Origin of the sequence: Streptomyces sp. FH025, from assembly GCF_017427025.1 — a bacterium.
Taxonomy (GTDB): domain Bacteria; phylum Actinomycetota; class Actinomycetes; order Streptomycetales; family Streptomycetaceae; genus Kitasatospora.
In genome coordinates this window covers 1-5,296 of the sequence record NZ_JAFLNG010000551.1, presented here as the reverse complement: position 1 = coordinate 5,296, position 5,296 = coordinate 1, and the positions used below count along the sequence as shown (strand labels likewise).

Below are 5,296 nucleotides of genomic sequence, written 5' to 3'. Positions count from 1 at the left end.
CCAGTTCGTCCAGCCCGTCCCCGGGCGCCTCGGCGGGGCGCAGCCCGGGCAGCCGGGTGAGCAGGGTGCCGATGGCGATCTGGAGTTCGGTCCTGGCCAGGGCGGCGCCGGGGCAGTAGTGGATGCCGTGGCCGAAGGCGAGGTGGGCGTTGGGCGTGCGGTCGAGGTCGAGGCGGTCGGCCTCGGGGAACCGTTCGTCGTCGCGGTTGGCGGCGCAGAGCGAGACGATGACGGAGTCGCCGGCCGGGACGGTCGTGCCGAAAAGGTCGCTGTCCTCGGCGAAGAAGCGCCAGGTGGTCAGCTCGAACGCGGCGTCGTGGCGCAGCAGTTCCTCCACCGCGCGGGCGAGCCGGCCCGGGTCGCCGAGGTGCTCCCGCAGGTGCGCGAGCTGCTCGGGGTGGCGCAGCAGGGTGATCAGCATGGTGGTGATCTGGTTGGTGACCGGCTCCTGCCCGGCGACCAGCAGCTGGAACACCATCGAGTCGAGCTCCTCGCGGCTCAACCGGCCGGTGTCGTGGGCGGCGACGAGCCGGCCCAGCAGGTCCTCGCCCTCCGACCAGCCGGGAGCCCGGCGGTCGGAGCGCTTACGGGCGACCACGTCGGCGATGTACGTCTGGAGGCCGCGCAGCCTCGCCTCGTACGCCGGGCGGCCCGGGTCCTGCGGGCCCACGGGCTGGACCACCTTGCCCCAGTCGCGGTCGAATCGGGCGGCCAACTCGGCAGGCAGGCCGATGACTTCGGCGAGCACCCGGAACGGGTAGTGGGCCGCGAAGCCCGCCACCAGGTCGGCGCCGCCGGTCTCCGGCAGGTCGTCCACCAGGGCGTCGGCGAGCTCCTGCAGCCGGGGGCGCAGCGACTCCACCCGGCGCGGGGCGAAGGCGTCCAGGACGAGGCGGCGCATCTCGGTGTGCTTGGGCGGGTCCTGGTGCAGCAGGTGGACCTGGAGCTGCGAGTGCTGCGGCTCCGGCATGATCGACGCGAGCCGACGCCAATTGTCGTTGCCCAGGGCGTGGTTCTTGCCGAGACGGGGATCGTTGAGCGCCGCGTGGGCCGCCTGGTAGCCGGTGACCAGCCAGGCGTGGATGCCGCTCGGGAACTCCACCCGGTGCACCGGCCCGGCCTCGCGCATCCGGCGGTACAGCGGGTACGGATCGCTCTTGTACGCCGCGCCGTACAGCGGGACGGGGGAGGAGAGCCGGTCGTGGCCGTAGGGGCAGCGGGGCGTTTCGGTCGGGTCCTGGACGGTGTCGGTCACGGGTGGTGGTCCTTCGGTGAGGGGGTGCGGGTCTTGGCGATGACGCGTGATTGCGCGTGATTGCGCATGGTTACGCGTGGTTGCGCGCGGGACGGCGGTGCAGGGCGAGCAGGGCCACGGCGGTGGCCGCGACCAGGGCGGCCAGGGCGATGCCCTCGGGTGCGCCGGCGGCCGTGGCGAGGGCCGGGCCGAGGGCGAAGCCCAGGCTGCGGGCGAGCTGGACGGCTGAGCCTGCGGTGGCCAGCTTCCCGGGCGGGGAGGCGGACATCACCAGGGCCTGGGTGGGGCCGCCGTTGAGGCCCATCCCGGCGCCGGCGAGGGCGAGCCGTCCGGCGATGTCGAAGGCGGACCAGTCGGAGTCGAGGGGGACGAGCAGGGCCAGGCCGAGCGTGGTGACGGCGGCTCCGGTGAGCGCCGTCGGCCGTGCGCCCCAGCGGTCGGCCAGCCGTCCGCCGACCCGTCCGGCCAGCACCATGCCGAGCGGGAAGGCCAGCATGGTCAGCGCGGTGGCGGTCGCGCTCTCGCCGCGCGGGCCGCGCAGGTGCTGGGCGAGCAGGTAGTGGCAGGCAGCGAAGCCGGCGGCGAGCGCCAGCACCGAGGCGTTCACCCCGGCCGTCCCGGCGGCGCGCAGCACCTCGGCGACCGGCCGGCCGCCGGGGCGGCGCAGCCACAGCAGGACCAGCGGCGCGGCGGGCAGCGCCAGCAGCAGCCACTGCGGCGCCTCCGGGGCGAGGGTGAGGGAGAGCAGGACGGAGGCCACCGCGGCGCCGATCAGGGCGGCGTCGCCGAGCGAGCTCCGGTCGGGCGGCCGCAGCCCGCCGCGTCGCGGGGCGTGGCGTCGCACGATCAGCGCGGCGGCCAGGCAGACCGGCAGCTTGATCAGGAAGATCGCCCGCCAGCCGAGGTGGTCCAGCAGCAGGCCGCCCAGCACCGGCCCGGTGACGGCGCCGAGCGGCCCGAGCGTCGCGGGCACGCTCATCGCCCGCCCGCGCAGCTCGGGCCGGACGGAGGTCGCGGCCAGCACCGGCATCAGGACGAACAGCACGGCCCCGAAGGCGCCTTGCAGCAGGCGGGCCGCGATCAGCCAACTCGCCCACGGGGCAAGGGCGGCCAGCGCGCTGGAGGCCGCGAAGCAGCTGACCGCGAGCAGCAGGGCGGACCGGGTGCCGACCTGGTCCAGCCACCGACCGGCGGGCAACAGCAGGGCGACCAGGGGGAGTTGGTAGCCGAGCGCGGCCCACTGCGCGACTCCGGCGGAGACGTGCAGGCCGGCGGAGATGTCGGTGAGCGCCAGGTTGACGACGTTCATGTCGAGCATCGCGACGAACGAGAGCAGTCCGGCGGCCACCACCAGGCTCCAGCGGTCGACCGGCTCGGACTGACTGTTCGTCAAGGTGGGTGAGGATGGCGTCTGTTGCGTGCCCATCGGTCCTCCGTTGCCCAGTCGCTGTACCGGACACCGCCTCGGCGGCGGGGTCCGGTACAGCAGTCGGGGGCGGGGCGGCTCCGGTTCCGAACACTTGGCGGAATTTTTCCTGACAGCTTTCAACGGACAGATAACAGATGACAGATTTCAAAATCTGTTATCTGTCGTCCGTTAGTTGTCTGCCGTCATTCGCCATCTGTTCGCCCGGGTGCCCGGGTGCCCGGGCGAACGGGCGTGCGCGCGCGCCCGCTGCCGCTCAGCAGGCCGCCGCGAGTTCCCCGGCCTCGGCCGCCCGCAGGCGCGCTATCAGTTCCTCGCGGGCCCGGGCGACCCGGGAGCGGACGGTGCCGACGGGGCAGCCCGCGACCTCGGCCGCCTCGGCGTAACTCAGGCCGAGCACCTGGGTCAGCACGAAGGCCTCCCGCCGTTGCTCGGGCACCCGGTCGAGCAGGTCCCCGAGTGCGATCCCGTCCTCGAACCCGGCGGTCCGCGTGCCGCCCTGCCGTTCCGCCGCCTCCTGCCAGTCCGGCAGTGCCGCGCAACGCGGCCGGGCGGCGGCCATCCGGTACCGGTCGATCACCGTCCGCCGGGCGATCGACAGCAGCCAGGTGCGCGCCGAGGCCCGCCCGGCGAAGGCGGGCAGCCCGCGCAGGGCGCGCAGGAAGGTCTCCTGGGCGAGGTCGTCGGCGGACTGGACGTCCGTCAGGTGGGCGACGAAGCGCCAGACGTCCCGCTGGGTCGCGCGGACGAAGGCCTCGACGTCCGCCGCCCGGCCGGAGCGGGCGGTCAGCGCGAGTGCGGTGAGCTGCTCGTCATCCACGGCGGCCCCCCACCCGGCCGGTCCCGACACGGTGGCCGTACGGAACGATGGTCGTATGAAATGCGCGCAGTTTCGTACCGCTCTGTCCGCCCGGCTCGACGGCGAACCGAGCGGACTGCCGGGTACTCGGCTGGACAAGCACCTCGTGCGCTGCCCGGGCTGCCGGGAGTGGCGCGAACGGGCGGAGCGGCTGCGCGGCCAGGTGTGGGCGATCGCCGCCGACGGTCCGTCGCCGGACTGGTCGGCCCGGCTGCTGACCCGACTGGGGGAGGAGGGTCCCGTCGGTCACGCACCGCCGAGCGGGCGAGCCGAGGAACGGTAGGACGGTGGCGCCGGCCGGAGCCGGTGCGCCGTCGAAGTGAGGCATGGGAAGGTCCCGAGGGGAAGGCTGGGAACGGCACCGCGCTCGGCGGCACCGCAGGCGTCCGTGGGCAACCGCGCGGCACGCCGCACCTCCCGGCGGAAGGCGTCGGCGGACGCGGACGCGGGCCCGAGCCCTGACGGCACGGCGGCATGAGGCGCTACGGGAGCGACGGCCACGTCGGCACGGCAGGGCGACCTGCCCGTCGCGGGGCCCGGCAGCGGCCGAGGTCGGCCGGACGGGGGGAGCGCGGCGGGCGCGTCAGCAGGCGAGTGCGAACGCCGGCGGTCCGCGCCGGACGACCGCATGCGTCAGCAGCACCGACCGGGGCGGCCGGGCCGACCGGTCGGCGGGCCGGGGCGGAACCGGCGGCCGGTACCCGAAGGGGCACGCGAACAGTGCCAGCAGCGGGAGCAGCAGCACCCCCGCGACGACGGTCCCGAGCGCGCCGAGCAGCTCGAAGAGCCGGACCAGCGCGACATCGCCGCGCCACAGCAGCAGCGCACAGGCCAGCGCCGCCAGCACGTGGGCGGCGGCCATCCCCGTCGACATCCCGTGGGACATCCCGTGGGACATGCCGTGCGGCATCCCGCCGGACGCCCCGGAGGTCATCCCGTGCGACATGCCCGGCATCGTCGGCATCCCGGCCATCCCCGGCATTCCCAGGTCCACGGGGGCCATGCCGTCGGCCGAGCCCGCCACCGCCCCGTGGTGCATCCCCGCGATCGGGCGAAGGCTCCCGGCGGCGGGCGGGACGTCCGGGTCGATGCCCGCCATCCGCGCCAGCTCGACGGGGGAGAGCCCGCCCGGGGCCCGGCCCGGATTGCAGAGCAGCAGGGCGGCCCAGTCCGTCGTGGCGAGCCGGCCGAGACCGCCGCCCCCTCGGCCGAGCGCCCCGGCCTGTTCGAAGAGCAGGTGCAGCGCGCCCTGCGCCGCGACCATCCAGGCGCTGATGACGCCGAGCCCGCGCCGCTTTCCGGCGAGCAGCCAGGTCAGCCCGAGGACCGCCGCGAACGCGCCGAGCAGCACCGGCGACGAAACCCCGGCTCCGGCCATGGCGACGTGCGCCGTGGCGGCCATCGCCACGCACAGCGCAGCGAAGACCGTGGCGCGCAGCAGACGGATCCGGTCGGTCATCACGATGGCACTCATCGTCGCACCCGCACCGCCCGGCCCGTACCGCACCCTCCGGTATCGGCCGGTTCCGCCCCGTGAGACCATGCCGGGCCGCCCGGTCCGTCGATCATCCGGCCAGCTGATCGATCACTTGTATGGCCGGCGCCACCCGCCGCGCGCTGCCCGCCGCCCGCAGTGCCCCTTCACGCGGCGTCCGTTGCCGTTGGAGCGATTTGACATCACCGTTCGCCTGCTCACTAAATGTGCACACCCGGATGCGGAAAGTGCGCATCGGGGCGAAGCCCTCGGGCAAGGGGA

At 74.8% G+C, this 5,296-nt stretch carries 6 protein-coding genes; 1 reads left to right on the top strand and 5 read right to left on the bottom strand.

Annotated elements, in window-relative coordinates:
• From J0670_RS29140 to J0670_RS29130, 3 genes are all read right to left on the bottom strand, one after another.
• On the bottom strand, positions 1-1,255 hold a 1,255-nt coding region (locus J0670_RS29140), incomplete at its 3' end, for a cytochrome P450 (RefSeq protein ID WP_374223190.1).
• Positions 1,256-1,325: 70 nt separating this feature from the next.
• A complete protein-coding gene (locus J0670_RS29135) occupies positions 1,326-2,648 on the bottom strand; it encodes an MFS transporter (RefSeq protein WP_243437683.1) in 1,323 nt (440 codons plus the stop codon).
• Between the two features lie 289 nt (positions 2,649-2,937).
• Positions 2,938-3,501 (bottom strand): sigma-70 family RNA polymerase sigma factor, encoded by a 564-nt coding sequence (locus J0670_RS29130; RefSeq protein ID WP_207814682.1) that lies wholly within the window; start codon positions 3,499-3,501, stop codon positions 2,938-2,940.
• A 55-nt stretch (positions 3,502-3,556) separates the two neighbouring features.
• Here J0670_RS29130 and J0670_RS29125 point away from each other — a divergent pair, with 55 nt between their 5' ends.
• Positions 3,557-3,823, top strand: coding sequence for a zf-HC2 domain-containing protein (locus tag J0670_RS29125; protein ID WP_207814681.1), 267 nt, complete (start codon positions 3,557-3,559; stop codon positions 3,821-3,823).
• Between the two features lie 300 nt (positions 3,824-4,123).
• Here the strand turns inward: J0670_RS29125 and J0670_RS29120 are convergent, their stop codons facing one another.
• Together J0670_RS29120 and J0670_RS29115 are read right to left on the bottom strand one after the other, a co-directional pair.
• Complete coding sequence (locus J0670_RS29120; RefSeq protein ID WP_207814680.1) at positions 4,124-5,014, bottom strand: hypothetical protein; 891 nt, start codon at positions 5,012-5,014, stop codon at positions 4,124-4,126.
• Between the two features lie 91 nt (positions 5,015-5,105).
• Positions 5,106-5,296 (bottom strand): hypothetical protein (locus tag J0670_RS29115; RefSeq protein ID WP_207814679.1); only part of this gene is annotated, 191 nt, incomplete at its 5' end.